Origin of the sequence: Roseovarius sp. (assembly GCF_040219995.1) — a bacterium.
Lineage (GTDB): Bacteria > Pseudomonadota > Alphaproteobacteria > Rhodobacterales > Rhodobacteraceae > Roseovarius.
This window is the reverse complement of sequence record NZ_JAVJUC010000014.1, coordinates 141,652-155,871: the sequence shown is the minus strand read 5'-3', so window position 1 is coordinate 155,871 and position 14,220 is coordinate 141,652. Positions and strand designations below refer to the sequence as shown.

Here is a 14,220-nt window from a genome sequence, read left to right as displayed (position 1 = left end):
GCCAGAGCCGCGCGCCAAAGGACCGGGATGCCAGCCGCTAGGCATTGACCACCGCGCCCTGCCGCTTTTCCGCCTAGTCCGCCTTTTCGCGCGGCGGCGCGAGCGCGATCAACCGCGTGCCGTCGCCGCCCTTGGCCTCGCTCTCACGGGTCACAAAGGACAGCCCGCCGCCCGCCGCCATCTCGGCCAGCGGCACCGCCTCGGGGTTGTCGCGCTGCCAGTCCTCCAGCGCGTAGCTGTCGCTCAGCTTGGTGGCGCGCACGGTCCATCCTTTACTCATGTGGCGGGCAATCTCGTAATAGCCCAACTCACCGCCGATCTTGCGCCCGCCCAGCGTGGCGGGCAGCGCATGGCGCGCGTTGTCCTCTTTCGCGCGGCGCAACTGATAGACATTCTCGCGCCCGAATTCGGGGGCAAGGTCGGTGGCCACCAGCGTGTTGTAGGCATCGTTGTCGGTCACCGCGAGAACACGCCCGAAATTCACGATCTCCACCCCGTGCTCGGCGGCCTCCGAAAGGATATCGCCGAAAAACGTGCGCAGCCCGGCCTCGCGCGCGGTGCGCAGCCGCGCGCGATTGGGGTCAGAGATCAGCACCGGCACGTCCATCTCCGACAGCACCTTGCCAAAGGACGCCGAGAATTGCGAGCCGCCGACGATGATCACCCCCGGCACCCCCTGCCCGGCCAGCCCCAAAAGCTGCCCCATGGGCCGCAGCGAAAACCCGTGCAACACCACCGTCGCCGCCACCAGCGCAAAGGCCAGCGGCGTGAGCCGCGCCGCATCCTCAAAGCCGAGCGCCACCAGCCGCTCGCCGAAGAGCCCGGCCACCGCCACCAGCACCACGCCGCGCGGCCCGGTGAACGCCACCAATAGCCGCTCATTCATCGCCACCTTGGTGCCCAGAAGCGAGACCAGCACCGTCAGCGGGCGCACCAGCAGGATCGTCACCACAACAAACACCGCCGCGCGGGCATCGAGCAGCGCCAGCGCCTCCATGTTCATCGAGGCAGCCAGCAGGATGAACACGCCCGACACCAGCAAAACCGTCGCATGTTCCTTGAACCGGCGCAGTTCGGCATAGCTTGGCAGGTCGGTATTGGCCATGTAGACGCCCATCACCGTCACCGTCAGCAGCCCGCTTTCATGCAGCACGGTATCCGACAACGCAAACACCCCCAGCAGCACGGCAAAGAGCACCGGCACCTTCATGAATTCCGGCACATGCCCGGCGGTGAAGGCCCGCACCAGCCCCCAACCGGCCCCCAGTCCCAGCACCAATGCCACTGCGATGCCCTGCGCCATCGACAGGACGGCCCCGCCTGCCGTTTCTGACGCGGCCATCACCAGCACCACCTCGAAGGCCAGCACAGCCGCCAGCGCGCCGACCGGATCGTTGACGATCGCCTCCCATTGCAGCAGTTGCGCCGGGCGCCGCGCAAGCCGCGCCTGCCGCAGCAGCGGCGCGATCACCGTCGGGCCTGTGACGATCATGATCCCGCCGAACACGGCGGCAACGGGCCACTCCAGACCGGCGGCATAATGCAGCGCCAGCGTCGAGCCGAGCCAGCCCAGCGGCGCGCCGATGATCACCAGCCGCCAGACCCCTTCGGCAGCCCCCCGCAGGCTATGCAGGTTCAGGGTCAGACCGCCCTCGAAGAGGATGATCGCCACCGCGATGGCCACCATCGGGGTCATCAGCGGGCCGATATCGCGCGCCGGATCAAACAGGCCCAGCCCCGGCCCCACCGCCAGCCCCGCCAGCAGCATCAGCACGATGGCGGGCATGCGCAGGCGCCAAGCCAGCCATTGCGCCCCCACCCCGAGCGCGCCCACAAGCGCGAACACCATCACCGGGGCCAGTTCGCCCGCCTGTTGTTCAACGGCCATCACTCATACTCCATCATGTGTCGCAGGGTTGGGATCACCGCCGATCAGCCGCGCATGGCTCTGCAACGCGAACCGGTCGGTCATTCCGGCGATGTAGTCGCTCACCAGCCGCGCCAGCGCGGTGCGGTCCGCCGCCTGCGCCACGTCGCTGCGCCACTCATCGGGCAGGTGCTCGGGCGCGTCGAGGTAAAAGGGAAAAAGATCGCTGACCACCTCGTGGACCATGGCGCGCATCTCATTGACCTTTGGCGCGCGATACATCCGGGTGTAGAGAAACCGCCGGATCGCCTGCAGATCCGTCCACAGCGCAGGCGAGAAGCGGATCACCGGCGCGCCCAGATGGCGCACCTCCTCCACGGTCCCGGGCCGCATCTCGTCCAGCGTGGCGCGCGAGCCGCTGATCACGTCGCCCACCATCACCCCGAACACCCGCCGCAACGCCTCATGCCTGCGGCGTTTCGGATCAAGCCGGGGATAAAGCCGGTCCACCTCGGCAAAGCAGTCCCCGACGATGGGCAACGCCGCAATCTCCTCATCGGTGAACAACCCCGCCCGCAGCCCGTCATGCAGGTCGTGATTGTTATAGGCGATGTCATCCGCCAATGCGGCCACTTGCGCCTCGGCCCCGGAATGGGTGGCAAGCTCCAGATCGTGCTCCGCGTTATAGTCAGCCAGCGCATAGGGCAGCGCGCCAGTGACCGGGCCGTTATGCTTGGCGATGCCTTCCAGCGTTTCCCATGTCAGGTTGAGCCCGTCGAAGGCGGCATAGTGCCGTTCCAGCAAGGTCACGATCCGCAGCGCCTGCGCGTTGTGGTCGAACCCGCCATAGGGGGCCATCAGCGCCGCCAGCGTATCCTCGCCCGCGTGACCAAACGGCGTGTGTCCCAGATCATGCGCCAGCGCCACCGCCTCGGTCAGTTCCGCATTGAGGCCAAGCGCGCCCGAGATCGTCCGCGCCACCTGCGCCACCTCGATGGAATGCGTGAGCCGGGTGCGGTAGTAATCCCCCTCATGGGCGACAAAGACCTGCGTCTTGTGCTTGAGCCGTCGAAAGGCGCTCGAATGGATGATCCGGTCGCGGTCACGCTGAAAGGCCGAACGGAACGCGCTTTCCTCTTCGGGCACGCGGCGGCCCCGGCTGCGCGCCGGATCGGTGGCATAAAGGGCCGTCATTCTGCATGTCCTTGTCGCCTGTTGCCTCGGCCTCTATATTACAGATGCAATACCGACGTTAAACCGACGTTATACAGACCACGAAAATCCCCGGAGATGCGCCATGCAAATGCCCCCCAAGGTGACCCCGCGCGCCTTTGCCCGTCTGGCAGAGATCGGAGCAGGCGAACAGAATCAGGCCCTGCGCGTTGCCGTCGAAGGTGGCGGCTGCTCGGGGTTCCAGTACGATATCAAGCTCGACCAGCCCGCCGAGGATGACATGGTGCTTGAGGGTCAGGGGCAGAAAGTGGTGGTCGACAGTGTCTCGCTGCCCTTCCTCGCCGGGGCGACGATCGACTTCAGCGAAGAGTTGATCGGCGCACGCTTCGTGATCGAGAACCCCAACGCAAGTTCCTCCTGCGGCTGCGGCACCTCGTTCTCGATGTAGGGTCAGGCGGCGCAGGTGTTGCGCGGCGCGGCCCCGTCCCGCAGCAATCGCGCCTCATGCGCCCGCAGCGTGCGCCGCGCGGCACTCATCTTCGGGCCCTGCCCCCCGAACTCGGGGAAAAGCGCAATGATTTCAGCGCGTAACGCACTGGTATCCTTGCAAAGATAATCGCCGAAGAGAAAACTCTCGCTCGCCAAACCCTCGGCCATCACGATTTCATGCGCATCGAACATGAAGTGCACATAGGTCACCTGCGCACGAGGGGCACGGTGAATGGTATCGCCGTTGACCAGCATATGCGCCGGGCACAGCGCCTCGTCCTCTCCTAGGTAGAACGCCGCGCGCCAGTCTTCGAGCAAGATGCGGTGCTGCGGAGAGACCAGAAGTTCTCCGTGAACCCCAAGCGCCCCCGGCGCAAACCGGATCGGCGCGAACGCCCCGCGCCCCGGCACCGTGCGTTGCCCAATCCAGCGGACCGCCTGCGCGCCATGATCGCGGGTCTCAACAAGGTCACCGATCCGCAGCCCCTCGACCGGAACAAACCCGCCGGGCACCGCGATCCGCGACCCCGCGACAAAGCACGGGGGCCCGAAACTGCCCACCGGGAACTGGGTGCTTTGCTGAACAAAGGTGGTGGCCGTGGCCTCGCCCCCATCCGGCAGCACCGATCCATCAGACGGAGTGAAATAGCGCGCGCCGTCATCGGTGTAGAACGTCACACCCGTGATCGTCACGCCGTCTATCGTAACGGTATCTCCGACCCAGACCGCATTGACGTTGCTGCCATTGACCTGATCGCCGGAATTGGGTCGGATCAGACCATCATCATCCGCATCGTTGATTTCCATCGTGACGACGGTGATCGTCGTCGGAAGGCCCGGCGGAGCGCCCGGGTCAAAATCTCCGGCGATGGTTTGATCCGTGAAAACAGCCACGTGGCGCCCACTCTTCCTCGGTAAACTCTTTCTCTGTGTCGCAGCATGACGTTGTTATTTGGTTTAAATGTGGGCGGCTCCGGTCGTTTTTGTGATCATTGCCTTGCTCCGGTGCGCATTTCTGAAACCACTTGCAACCCTACAAGCACGCTGCGATAGCTGCAGCACCTGCCGAGAGGGGACATCTGCCATGAGGATCGCGAGTTTCAACATCAACGGGATCAAGGCGCGCCTGCAGGCGTTGACCGATTGGCTCGACGACGCGTCGCCCGATGTGGCGCTGTTGCAGGAAATCAAATCCGTCGATGAGAATTTTCCGCGCGAGATGTTCGAAGAGCGCGGCTATAACGTCGAAACCCACGGGCAAAAGGGCTTCAACGGTGTGGCGATTCTATCCAAGCGCCCGCTCGAGGATGTCACGCGCGGTCTGCCCGGTGATGATGCCGACGAACAGGCCCGCTGGATCGAGGCCACGGTGATGGGCGAGCATCGCGCGCTCCGTCTCTGCGGCCTCTATCTGCCCAACGGCAACCCCGCGCCGGGGCCGAAATACGACTACAAACTGGCCTGGATGGAGCGGCTGCACACCCGCGCCGCAGCACTTCTGGAAACCGAAGAGCCGGTGCTCATGGGGGGTGATTACAACATCATCCCGCAAGACGAGGACGCCGCCCGACCCGAGTCTTGGGCCAAGGACGCGCTCGCCCTGCCCGACAGCCGCGCCGCCTTTCGCCGGATCCTGAACCTTGGCTATACCGAGGCGTTTCGCGCCCGCACCCAAGGCCCCGGGCATTACAGCTTCTGGGATTATCAGGCCGGAGCGTGGAACCGCAATGACGGCATCCGCATCGACCATTTCCTGCTCAGCCCGCAAGCGGCGGACCTGATGACCGACTGCCATATCGAAAAAGACGTCCGCGGGCGCGAAAAACCCTCGGATCACGTGCCCGTCTGGGTCGACCTCGACGCCTGATCGTCGCGCATTTGCCCTACGCGGCGCGTGTCACATCATGCCCGTATAGCCAGTCGAACCGACGCATCATCCGATCAGGGGCGAGCGCGCCGCCCGCGCGCAGGGCGGTGTGCGCCGCCCATCTCAGCGGCGGGAAGGACAGGTGATATTTCCACGCGTTGCGGCTGGCAGCATCGACAACCCGCGCGGCACGCCCCTCGCGGCGCGCCTGGTAGCGATCAAGAGCGGCCTCGCGCGACGCTTCATCGCGCAGCGCATCGGCCAGCACCCACGCATCCTCGAGCGCCATCGACGCGCCCTGCGCCATGAACGGCAAGGTGGGATGGGCCGCATCCCCCAGAAGTGCCAGACCGTCGCGCTGCCAGACCTTCGCCACCGGATGTCGGAACAATCCCCACAGATGCACCTCTTCGACGGCATCGAGCATGGCCCGCAGATCGGCGCTGAAATCTCCGAAAGCCGCGCGCAGGGCCACCGGGTCGTCCCGCTGGCTCCAGCTTTCTTCGGTCCAGGCGGCGCGTTCCTGCACCGCCACGAGGTTAAGCAACGCCCCGCCCCGCAACGGATAGCTCACCACGTGGCGCATCGGGCCCATATGCACCTGCACCTCGGGGCCGCGATCCCACAGGTTCGGAACTGTTGCGCGCCACGCCACCTGCCGGGTGAAGAACGGCGTTGAGATGCCATTCAGAACCGGGCGCACCACCGAATGCAGGCCATCGGCCCCGATCACCAGATCGGCTTCGGTCTGCGCCCCGCTGGCCAGATGTATGCGCGGCTGCGCGCCGCCTTCGACCGACGACACCTTTTGCAGCAGACGGATACGTGCCCCGGCCTCGCGCGCGCCTTCGGCCAGCACCTCGATCAGATCGGCGCGGTGGATAAAGTAATAGTCCTGACTGTCGAGAGCGCCGAGATCCAGCCGCAGCACCTCTCCCCGGCGATAATCACGCAGGCACACCGCCTCTGCCTGCACCGCGCGGGCCCGAAGGGCGGCATCCAGACCAAGCGCGCGCAACACGGCAAAACCGTTCGGGCTGATCTGCAGCCCGGCACCCACCTCGGATATCTCGGGGGCCTGTTCGAGCACGCTCACATCCGCCCCGCGCAGAGCCAGCGCACGTGCCACGGCGAGCCCGCCAATCCCCGCGCCGATCACGCATACCTTGAGCGTATCCAGTTTCATCGTGGCCTTTCAAAGGCAAAACGCGCCGGAGAGTGATCTCCGGCGCATCATTTGCAGGACGTCCCCGTGCACGGTCACCGTGCCATCAGTCGTCGCGGTGAACCTTTTCACGCCGTTCGTGGCGCTCTTGCGCCTCGAGCGTCATCGTGGCGATCGGGCGCGCGTCCAGCCGCTTGAGGCTGATCGGCTCGCCGGTCTTTTCACAATAGCCGTATTCACCCTCGTCGATCCGGCGCAGCGCAGCGTCGATCTTGGCGACCAGCTTGCGCTGACGGTCACGGGTCCGCAACTCAAGTGCGCGGTCGGTTTCCTCACTTGCGCGGTCGGCCACGTCGGGAATGGCGCGGGTGCCATCCTGCAGGCCTTCGATGGTTTCACGGCTGCCTTCCAGCAACTCCAGACGCCACTTGATCAGCTTGCGCCGGAAATACTCGAGCTGGCGTTCGTTCATGAACGGCTCGTCCTCGGCCGGCTGATAATCCTCGGGCAGAAATACTTCGGCTTTCATCTCGATCCCCTCATCAAGGCCAGTGTCTGGCATCGTGTACTCCTCAGACAGTGGGTGCCCCATTGGGGGCTGATCTACACCTGACCGCCCCGATTGTCACTAGCCAATCACACGCCATTGATGTGAATTGTCGAACGGACTAGTTTAGCCGCGACACCGCTGCGTGCGGTCCCGAAAAGGATTGATAAACCGATGAAATTCGAAGGCACCGACGCCTATGTCGCCACCGCTGACCTGACTGTCGCGGTCAATGCCGCGGTCACGCTAGAACGTCCCTTGCTGGTCAAGGGAGAGCCCGGCACCGGCAAGACCGAACTCGCGCGGCAGGTGGCGCAGGCGCTCGGGTTGCGGCTGATCGAGTGGAACATCAAGTCGACCACCCGCGCGCAACAGGGCCTCTACGAATACGATGCCGTCAGCCGGTTGCGCGACAGTCAACTGGGCGAAGAACGCGTGCATGACGTGCGCAACTACATCCGACAGGGCAAGCTGTGGGAGGCGTTTGAGGCGGGCGAAAAGGTGGTGCTGCTGATCGACGAAATCGACAAGGCCGATATCGAGTTTCCCAACGACCTGCTGCAGGAACTCGACCGCATGGAATTCCATGTTTACGAGACCGGTGAGACGATTCGCGCCCGTCATCGCCCCGTCATCATCATCACCTCGAACAATGAAAAGGAACTGCCCGACGCCTTCCTGCGCCGCTGTTTCTTTCACTACATCCGCTTTCCCGAGGCCGACACCATGCGTCGCATCGTCGAGGTGCATCACCCCGGCATAAAAGAGGCGTTGCTCACCGCCGCGCTCACCCAGTTCTACGAGATTCGCGACCAGCCCGGGCTCAAGAAAAAGCCATCGACCTCCGAGGTGCTCGACTGGCTCAAGCTGCTTCTGGCCGAGGATCTGGCCCCCGAGGACCTGCGCCGCGACGGCGCGGACGCCCTGCCGAAACTGCATGGCGCCCTGCTCAAGAACGAACAGGACGTGCATCTCTTCGAACGCCTCGCCTTCATGGCGCGGCGGCAGCGCTGAGGCGATGTCATGCGGGCGCGATCCGTCATCACAGACAGACCGTCCCGCCCCGCAACTCGCGCGAGAGGCGATTGCCACAATTTTGCCTTGATTGCTCCTTACCCAGAACAGGATGAACGTCAACTCTGCCCCGGACCCGGCACTGGATGCGGCAAGGGACAGGCGTGGTTTGCTTCAGTCGCAGCCGCGCCTCTTTTTGCCTTACCCCGCCGATGTCCGACCTTGCGCCATTCCGGCATCGGGTCGCCTACTGGCATAACTAGTTTCGGGGGCCTGATGCGCCGTGTCATTCTACCAATCTGTCTGATGCTCGGGGCTTGCGTGCCCGGCAATTATACCTATAACGAACCCGCGTCGCGTGCCGCCCTCCCGCAAGAGAGCACGATGCCCCCGATGAAGGCGTTTTCCGCACCCCGCCCGGTACCGCCACAGCGCTCCAACCGCGATATCATTCGGGATTTTCTCGATCTGAGCTTTCAGATGGAATCGGGGCGCATGCTCCAGCACTTCTCACGCTTCGAGGGGCCGGTCACGCTGCGCGTCACGGGCGAGCCGCCGATCACGCTGATGGCCGACCTCAATCGCCTGATCCACCGGCTGCGCACCGAGGCCGGGATCGACATTCGCCGCGTGAATGACGAGGGTGCAAATATCACCATCGAGGCCGTGAGCCGCGATGATATCCGTCGGCAACTGCCCACGGCGGCCTGTTTCGTGGTGCCCAACATCTCGCGCATCACTCAGTATCGTAGCGCGCGCAACGCCCGCAGCACCGACTGGACGCGGATCACCCGGCGCGAGAAGATCGCGATCTTCGTGCCCAACGATTCCAGCCCCCAGGAAGTGCGCGACTGCCTGCATGAAGAACTTGCACAGGCGCTCGGTCCGCTGAACGATCTCTACCGCCTGAACGACAGCGTGTTCAATGACGATAACGTGCATGCGGTGCTGACGGGTTTCGACATGCTGATCCTGCGCGCCTATTACGCACCGGAACTGCGCGCCGGCATGACCCGCCGTGAGGTCGAGGCACGGCTGCCCGCGATCCTGTCGCGGCTCAACCCGGGCGGTGACCGGATCGGGCCGCGGTTTCACGGCTCCACACCGCGCGCCTGGATCGATGCGATCCAGACCGCGCTTGGCCCCGGCGCGCGCACCGCGCAACGGCGTGAGGCCGCAATCGATGCGCTGCGCATCGCACAGGCCGTGGGCTGGGCCGATCACCGGCGCGCGTTCAGTCATTTCGCACTCGGGAGGTTGACCCAGGCCAGCGATCCCGACTTCGCGCAGGATCAGTTCGCCACCGCCGATCAATTCTATCAGCGCACCCCCGGAACCGAACTGCACCGCGCCTTTACCGCCGCACAACTGGCCAGCTACGCGATCGCGCAGGGCCGGGGTGAGGATGCCCTGATGCTGATCGGCCCGCATCTCGGCACGGCAGAGCGATTTGAGAATGCCGCGCTTCTGGCAACGCTGCAAATGCTGCGCGCAGAGGCGCTCGAACTGACCGGACGCGTCGCCGAGGCGCGCAGCGTCAGGCTGGACAGTCTGGGCTGGGCACGCTACGGCTATGGGGCAGATTGGGCGGTGCGCGCGAAACTGCGGGAAGTTGGCGCGCTCAGCCCGCTCAAGGGACCGAACGGGTAAGCGATGATTGTAATCACAGGCGCAGTTCTCGGGGCCATCGGTGGCGCAGCCGTGGCCTATACCCGCAAGGGCAAGCTGGCGGATATCCTGCTCTATGCCTTTGTTTACGGTCTGGTCTTCGGCCTTGCCGGGTTGTTCACGACACTAATCATCCATCGCAGCGCGATGTAAGCCGCGATGTTTCTGCCGTTTTTCGAGCACCTCCGGAAAGCGGGCCTGCCCGTTTCCCTGCGCGAATACCTGACCTTTCTCGAGGCGATGCGCGTCAATCTGGTCATCTACGACGTAGAGGGGTTCTATTACCTCGCGCGCAGCGCGATGGTAAAGGACGAGCGGCTTATCGACCGCTTCGACCGGGCCTTCGCCGCCAGTTTCTCAGGGCTGGACAGCATCACGATGCAGGATGTGCTCGACACGGTGGACCTGCCCGCCGACTGGCTTGAAAAGATGGCCGAAAAGCATCTCAGCCCCGAGGAGAAGGCCGAAATCGAGGCGCTCGGCGGCTTTGAAAAGCTGATGGAGACGCTCAAGGAGCGGCTGCGCGAACAGGAGGGTCGCCATCAGGGCGGCTCGAAATGGATCGGCACTGCGGGCACCTCGCCTTTCGGGGCCTATGGCTACAACCCCGAAGGCGTGCGCATCGGTCAGAATGAGTCCCGCCACCGCCGCGCCGTCAAGGTCTGGGACAAGCGCGAATTCCGCAATCTCGACGACAGCGTCGAACTTGGCACGCGCAACATCAAGGTCGCGCTCAAGCGTCTGCGGCAATGGGCACGCGACGGGGCGAACGAAGAGCTTGACCTCGACGGCACCATCCGCGCCACCGCAGAGCATGGCTATCTCGACGTGAAAACCCGGCCCGAGCGGCGCAACGCCGTCAAGGTGCTGCTGTTTCTCGACGTGGGCGGCTCGATGGATCCGCATATCAAGGTGGTGGAGGAGCTGTTTTCAGCCGCGCGCGCCGAGTTCAAGCATCTCGAATACTACTACTTTCACAACTGCCTCTATGAAGGGGTCTGGCGCGACAATGCCCGGCGCTGGAATGCGCAGACGCCGACATGGGAGGTACTCAACACCTACGGCGCCGATTACAAGTGCATCTTCGTGGGCGATGCCAGCATGAGCCCCTACGAGATCGCCTATCCGGGCGGCGCCAACGAGCACTGGAACGCCGAGGCCGGTCAGGTCTGGCTGGACCGCGCCCGCGCGCAGTGGCCCGATCACCTCTGGATCAACCCGGTGCCACGCCGCGAATGGGACTATACCCACTCCATCGGCATGATCCGCGAAATCTTCGACGACCGTATGGTCCCGATGACGCTTGAAGGGCTGGATCAGGGAATGAAGGCGTTGCTGCGCTGATATCGCATCCGAAGGACGGGGCAGATCTTCGCCTGGAGCGGACATAGCACCCCGCCAGAAGGTGCCGCGTGATCGCAGGGCCGGGGACTGGCGATGCAACGGCCGTGGCGGGTGCTTTATGCCAGCCAAGTCATTCTAAATTTAACACGTTGCGCCACCCATCAAATCGCCAGGCCGCGGGACGGCCCTGCGATCGCGCGGCACCTTCGGTGCGTTTCGCGCGGTTGGCTCTTATGTCCGCTCCAAGCCAGACCACCCCAGCCCCCGGCCAGATCACCCTCCCGAAAGCGCCTTGGCCAGTCGCGGCATCCGCGCCTTTTTCAACAGGGGACGCATCTCCCAATCCCCCTGCGACAGCCGCTTTGCCTCCGCCAGAACGCCCGCCGCCACCTCCGCGACCAGACCCGGCTGTGCCTGCCAGATGCCATGCAGGAACCCGTCGGGATCGGCCCGCCACAGCCCCTCCTCGGCCAGAATGTTGCGCGGAAAGTCACGCGCGTTCAGCGTAAGGATGCCATCGGCAGACCCCGCGATCGCTGCGGCCAGAACATGGGTATCGGCGGGATCAGGCAGCCACAGCCGGGCCTCGAGCGAGGGCGCGTAAGCGACGCTTGCCTCAGGCCATCGCGCAGCCATCAGCGCCGCCTCTCCCGCCGCCTGCGCCTGCGCATCCGGCCCCAGTTTTGCCACCGCACGCAGCCACTCGCCGATGATCCGCTCGGACCAGAGCGGGGTGAAGGTCCCGGCCCCGGCCACGCCCAGGATCATCTCGCGCATCACCGTCGGATAGATCACGCAGGTATCCAGCAGGACCTTCATAGCCGGTAAAAGAGCGCCTTGAGATACCCCGATTCCGCCAGTTGCGGATGCAGCGGATGATCCGGCCCGGCAAACCCGCTATGGATCAGCGCGCCTTCGCGCCCTGCCCGCCCGATGCCACGTGTGCAGGCCGTGCGAAAGCGCGCCAGATCAGCAGCATGCGAGCAGGAACAAAGTCCCAAATAGCCGCCCGGAGCGACCAGCCCCGCCGCCAGCCGCGCGACCCGCTCATAGGCGCGCAACCCCTTCTCGAGCGCAGGTTTCGAGGGGGCAAAGGCGGGCGGGTCACAGATCACCAGATCGAATTCCGCGCCCTCGTCGATCAGCGCCTCCATCACCTCGAACGCGTCGCCGCGACGCGTGTGAAAGCGGGTCTCGACCCCCATCCGTGCCGCGCCCTCGCGCGCCAGATCAAGCGCCGGGGCAGAGCCGTCCACCGCCAATGCACGCTCCGCGCCCCCCGCCAGAGCGGCCAGGGCGAAACCGCCCACATGGGCAAACACATCAAGGACCCGCGCATCTTTGGCCAGCCGCGCGGCAAACGCGTGGTTGGGCCGTTGATCATAGAAAATACCGGTCTTCTGCCCGCCCAGAAGATCGGCCATGTAAGTGGCCCCGTTCATCGGCACCGGCACCGGCCCCTCGGGCGCATGTCCGGCCAGAACACCGCTCAGATCATCCAGCCCTTCCAGCCCGCGCGCCCGGCCCGAGGCGTTCTTGAGCACGGTACTCACGCCCGTCACCTCTTGCAGCGCCGCCGCGATCTCGGGCAGCAGCGCCTCGGCCCAGGCCGCATTTGGCTGGATCACGGCAATGTCGTCGAAACGGTCGATCACCACGCCGGGCAGGCCATCCGCCTCGGCATGGACAAGCCTGTAAAACGGTGCCTCGAACAGCCGGGCTCGCAACGCCTGCGCGCGCGCCAGACGCACCGCAAGCCACGCCTTGTCGATCTGCGCGCCAACATCGCGATCCAGCATACGGCCCACGATGCGCGAGGCGCAATTGACCGCCACCAGGCCAAGCGGCGCGCGCTCGGCATCCTCGAGCACGGCAATGCTGCCGGGGGCAAGGGCGCGGGTGCGCCGATCAGTGACGAGTTCATTGTCGAACACCCAGGGCGCGCCATGGCGAATGGCGCGCGCGTTGGTCTTCGGTTTGAGGCGGATCACGGGATAAGGGGGCGGTGTCATCCCGCCCCCTTACGCCGTTTACCGCTGCCGGGAAAGATCAGATTTGATTGAGCGCACCCATGAGTCCGAGCGCCTCTGCGTGATAGTCTTGGGACGGCTGCAGTTCGGACCGGATCACGTTGGAAAGCTGCTCGGAGATACGCACCTTCTGCGTGATCCCCTGCCGCTCGGCATTGATCGCAGCCTGCCCGCCAAACGCCTTGAAGTCGGCCTTGACGAGTTTCGGCGCGCCATAGGCTTCGCCGGTCGCGGGGTTGCGCAGCACGTATTCGAATTGCACCGCATGCACGCCGCCGATGGTATAACGCGCCTTTTCGCTCAATGCATGAAACCGCGTGACCCTGACATCGAGGATCGCGGGCACAGCCCCCTTGGGCATCTGCGACACGCCGGTTTGCAGGGCAGTCTCGAAGATCGCCTTGACCTGCGCGTGACGGTCGCCGGGCGGGTCCTCGCGCCACACGATGTCACCACCGGGGTAATAGCGGTTTGCCTCGGACGCCTTCAGGGATTTCGGCACCGTCACACGAACATCCTGAATATCCAGCGAAACCGGAACCGATTGGGTGATCGCGCTGTCCAGCGGGGCGTTGCGGGTCGCGGTATCGACGCTGGCACAGGCCGACAGGCCAAACCCCAGAACCAGTGCGGCGGCGAGACGAAATGTGATCATGGTGTCCTCCAAGGCATTGCCTGTTATGGCTGCAACCTGAAGGTGACCCTGAATTGGGGCGCATTTTAGACGAACTCAGCGCATTTTCCGTGCATTCCCAAGGCACGTGACACGGCTTCGGCCCTGTTTCACACGTCTCTCGGACGCGAGCGCCAGCCACCACGACGGCGCGCGGGGCCTGATTTCTCCATCCCCTCGCGCAGAACCTGCGTCATCGGGTGATCGGGATTGTCAGGCGCATATTGCTCGATCAGCGCGGCGATTGCCACCTGCGGGCTGTCTTCCTGCGGCTGCGACAGCGCCCAGTCGAGAAAGATCGAGCGGCATTCCCCCGGCCCGATCCCGTCGATGCGATAGGCTTCGCGGATGAGCCCCTTGGGGTCGAGCGGATCGCGCTGCAT

At 64.8% G+C, this 14,220-nt stretch carries 15 protein-coding genes; 6 read left to right on the top strand and 9 right to left on the bottom strand.

The genetic code is table 11. From position 1 onward, the window contains the following. Positions 1 to 73: 73 nt before the first annotated feature. Together RID11_RS04910 and RID11_RS04905 are read right to left on the bottom strand one after the other, a co-directional pair. Positions 74 to 1,888 (bottom strand): cation:proton antiporter, encoded by a 1,815-nt coding sequence (locus tag RID11_RS04910; RefSeq protein WP_350136310.1) that lies wholly within the window; start codon positions 1,886 to 1,888, stop codon positions 74 to 76. Between the two features lie 3 nt (positions 1,889 to 1,891). Beyond that, positions 1,892 to 3,061 carry a deoxyguanosinetriphosphate triphosphohydrolase gene (locus RID11_RS04905; RefSeq protein WP_350136309.1) on the bottom strand — a complete coding sequence of 390 codons (1,170 nt, stop codon included), beginning with the start codon at positions 3,059 to 3,061 and terminating at the stop codon, positions 1,892 to 1,894. Positions 3,062 to 3,164: 103 nt separating this feature from the next. Here RID11_RS04905 and erpA point away from each other — a divergent pair, with 103 nt between their 5' ends. Continuing rightward, the gene (gene erpA, locus RID11_RS04900) at positions 3,165 to 3,488 is read left to right on the top strand and encodes an iron-sulfur cluster insertion protein ErpA (RefSeq protein ID WP_350136308.1); all 324 of its coding nucleotides are present in this window, start codon (positions 3,165 to 3,167) and stop codon (positions 3,486 to 3,488) included. A gap of 2 nt (positions 3,489 to 3,490) precedes the next feature. On the opposite strand, the gene RID11_RS04895 is transcribed toward erpA, so the two are convergent. Continuing rightward, the gene (locus RID11_RS04895) at positions 3,491 to 4,423 is read right to left on the bottom strand and encodes a Hint domain-containing protein (RefSeq protein WP_350136307.1); all 933 of its coding nucleotides are present in this window, start codon (positions 4,421 to 4,423) and stop codon (positions 3,491 to 3,493) included. 190 nt (positions 4,424 to 4,613) lie between these two features. On the opposite strand from RID11_RS04895, the gene xth reads away from it, so the two are divergent. Next, on the top strand, positions 4,614 to 5,396 hold the full coding sequence (xth, locus tag RID11_RS04890; protein WP_350136306.1) for an exodeoxyribonuclease III: 783 nt from the start codon (positions 4,614 to 4,616) through the stop codon (positions 5,394 to 5,396). A 16-nt stretch (positions 5,397 to 5,412) separates the two neighbouring features. Here the strand turns inward: xth and RID11_RS04885 are convergent, their stop codons facing one another. Both RID11_RS04885 and dksA read right to left on the bottom strand, forming a co-directional pair. After that, complete coding sequence (locus RID11_RS04885) at positions 5,413 to 6,582, bottom strand: FAD-dependent oxidoreductase (protein WP_350136305.1); 1,170 nt, start codon at positions 6,580 to 6,582, stop codon at positions 5,413 to 5,415. Positions 6,583 to 6,667: 85 nt separating this feature from the next. Beyond that, entirely contained in the window at positions 6,668 to 7,123 is a 456-nt protein-coding gene (gene dksA, locus RID11_RS04880; protein WP_350136304.1) for an RNA polymerase-binding protein DksA, read from the bottom strand. A gap of 159 nt (positions 7,124 to 7,282) precedes the next feature. Between dksA and RID11_RS04875 the strand changes: the two genes are divergently transcribed. The 4 genes from RID11_RS04875 (at position 7,283) to RID11_RS04860 (ending at position 11,134) form a co-directional block, all read left to right on the top strand. Further along, positions 7,283 to 8,122: an AAA family ATPase gene (locus RID11_RS04875; protein WP_350136303.1), complete on the top strand. Its 840-nt coding sequence runs from the start codon at positions 7,283 to 7,285 to the stop codon at positions 8,120 to 8,122. A 276-nt stretch (positions 8,123 to 8,398) separates the two neighbouring features. Continuing rightward, positions 8,399 to 9,772, top strand: a complete 1,374-nt coding sequence (locus tag RID11_RS04870; protein ID WP_350136302.1) for a DUF2927 domain-containing protein — start codon at positions 8,399 to 8,401, stop codon at positions 9,770 to 9,772. Between the two features lie 3 nt (positions 9,773 to 9,775). Further along, positions 9,776 to 9,943, top strand: a complete 168-nt coding sequence (locus RID11_RS04865) for a hypothetical protein (RefSeq protein WP_350136301.1) — start codon at positions 9,776 to 9,778, stop codon at positions 9,941 to 9,943. A 6-nt stretch (positions 9,944 to 9,949) separates the two neighbouring features. Then, positions 9,950 to 11,134: a vWA domain-containing protein gene (locus RID11_RS04860; RefSeq protein ID WP_350136300.1), complete on the top strand. Its 1,185-nt coding sequence runs from the start codon at positions 9,950 to 9,952 to the stop codon at positions 11,132 to 11,134. Positions 11,135 to 11,407: 273 nt separating this feature from the next. On the opposite strand, the gene RID11_RS04855 is transcribed toward RID11_RS04860, so the two are convergent. The 4 genes from RID11_RS04855 to RID11_RS04840 all read right to left on the bottom strand — a co-directional run bounded on the left by RID11_RS04855 (position 11,408) and on the right by RID11_RS04840 (position 14,220). Then, positions 11,408 to 11,953 carry an RSP_2648 family PIN domain-containing protein gene (locus RID11_RS04855; protein ID WP_350136299.1) on the bottom strand — a complete coding sequence of 182 codons (546 nt, stop codon included), beginning with the start codon at positions 11,951 to 11,953 and terminating at the stop codon, positions 11,408 to 11,410. Then, positions 11,950 to 13,146 carry an RSP_2647 family RNA methyltransferase gene (locus RID11_RS04850; RefSeq protein ID WP_350136298.1) on the bottom strand — a complete coding sequence of 399 codons (1,197 nt, stop codon included), beginning with the start codon at positions 13,144 to 13,146 and terminating at the stop codon, positions 11,950 to 11,952. The genes RID11_RS04855 and RID11_RS04850 overlap by 4 nt, the downstream gene beginning before the upstream one ends. A 37-nt stretch (positions 13,147 to 13,183) precedes the next feature. Beyond that, positions 13,184 to 13,819 carry a DUF6778 family protein gene (locus RID11_RS04845; RefSeq protein ID WP_350136297.1) on the bottom strand — a complete coding sequence of 212 codons (636 nt, stop codon included), beginning with the start codon at positions 13,817 to 13,819 and terminating at the stop codon, positions 13,184 to 13,186. A gap of 128 nt (positions 13,820 to 13,947) precedes the next feature. Next, the gene (locus RID11_RS04840) at positions 13,948 to 14,220 is read right to left on the bottom strand and encodes a hypothetical protein (RefSeq protein WP_350136296.1); all 273 of its coding nucleotides are present in this window, start codon (positions 14,218 to 14,220) and stop codon (positions 13,948 to 13,950) included.

What these genes read in the sequence shown, in the direction of transcription:
- RID11_RS04840 (WP_350136296.1), bottom strand. Translation starts at nt 14,220, where the DNA reads ATGCAGCGCGATCCGCTCGACCCCAAGGGGCTCATCCGCGAAGCCTAT.
- RID11_RS04885 (WP_350136305.1), bottom strand. Translation starts at nt 6,582, where the DNA reads ATGAAACTGGATACGCTCAAGGTATGCGTGATCGGCGCGGGGATTGGC.
- RID11_RS04860 (WP_350136300.1), top strand. Translation starts at nt 9,950, where the DNA reads ATGTTTCTGCCGTTTTTCGAGCACCTCCGGAAAGCGGGCCTGCCCGTT.
- RID11_RS04870 (WP_350136302.1), top strand. Translation starts at nt 8,399, where the DNA reads ATGCGCCGTGTCATTCTACCAATCTGTCTGATGCTCGGGGCTTGCGTG.
- RID11_RS04855 (WP_350136299.1), bottom strand. Translation starts at nt 11,953, where the DNA reads ATGAAGGTCCTGCTGGATACCTGCGTGATCTATCCGACGGTGATGCGC.
- xth (WP_350136306.1), top strand. Translation starts at nt 4,614, where the DNA reads ATGAGGATCGCGAGTTTCAACATCAACGGGATCAAGGCGCGCCTGCAG.
- RID11_RS04845 (WP_350136297.1), bottom strand. Translation starts at nt 13,819, where the DNA reads ATGATCACATTTCGTCTCGCCGCCGCACTGGTTCTGGGGTTTGGCCTG.
- RID11_RS04905 (WP_350136309.1), bottom strand. Translation starts at nt 3,061, where the DNA reads ATGACGGCCCTTTATGCCACCGATCCGGCGCGCAGCCGGGGCCGCCGC.
- dksA (WP_350136304.1), bottom strand. Translation starts at nt 7,123, where the DNA reads ATGCCAGACACTGGCCTTGATGAGGGGATCGAGATGAAAGCCGAAGTA.
- RID11_RS04865 (WP_350136301.1), top strand. Translation starts at nt 9,776, where the DNA reads ATGATTGTAATCACAGGCGCAGTTCTCGGGGCCATCGGTGGCGCAGCC.
- RID11_RS04850 (WP_350136298.1), bottom strand. Translation starts at nt 13,146, where the DNA reads ATGACACCGCCCCCTTATCCCGTGATCCGCCTCAAACCGAAGACCAAC.
- RID11_RS04910 (WP_350136310.1), bottom strand. Translation starts at nt 1,888, where the DNA reads ATGGCCGTTGAACAACAGGCGGGCGAACTGGCCCCGGTGATGGTGTTC.
- erpA (WP_350136308.1), top strand. Translation starts at nt 3,165, where the DNA reads ATGCAAATGCCCCCCAAGGTGACCCCGCGCGCCTTTGCCCGTCTGGCA.
- RID11_RS04875 (WP_350136303.1), top strand. Translation starts at nt 7,283, where the DNA reads ATGAAATTCGAAGGCACCGACGCCTATGTCGCCACCGCTGACCTGACT.